The 270-nt window shown below is 59.3% G+C and carries 1 protein-coding gene; it reads left to right on the top strand.

All coding sequences use genetic code 11. The features are described 5' to 3' along the window. The coding region (locus Q0796_RS18230) for a VCBS domain-containing protein (protein WP_298445915.1) at positions 1-270 on the top strand (270 nt) is incomplete at both ends.

Here is a 270-nt window from a genome sequence, read left to right as displayed (position 1 = left end):
GACGGCAGCTGGACCTTCGACTTGGCCGACAACGACACCGTTGATGCGCTGACTTTGGGTCAGGAAGAAGTTCGTGAATTCACCGTGACGCTGTCCGACGGCAGCACCACCACCGTCACCATCACCATTACCGGTACCGATGACGCACCAGACGTTTCCAGCGACGCCGACCGCATCACCGAAGGGGATACAACCATCCTCGATGGCACCCTGACCGCAAGCGACGCCGACAACCCAGATTTGGCCTTCAACGCCAACACCATCGACGAT

It is taken from the genome of uncultured Ferrimonas sp., assembly GCF_947489035.1.
Classification (GTDB): Bacteria; Pseudomonadota; Gammaproteobacteria; order Enterobacterales; family Shewanellaceae; genus Ferrimonas.
The sequence above is the reverse complement of the archived record's forward strand: the minus strand, read 5'-3'. Positions and strand labels throughout refer to the sequence as shown.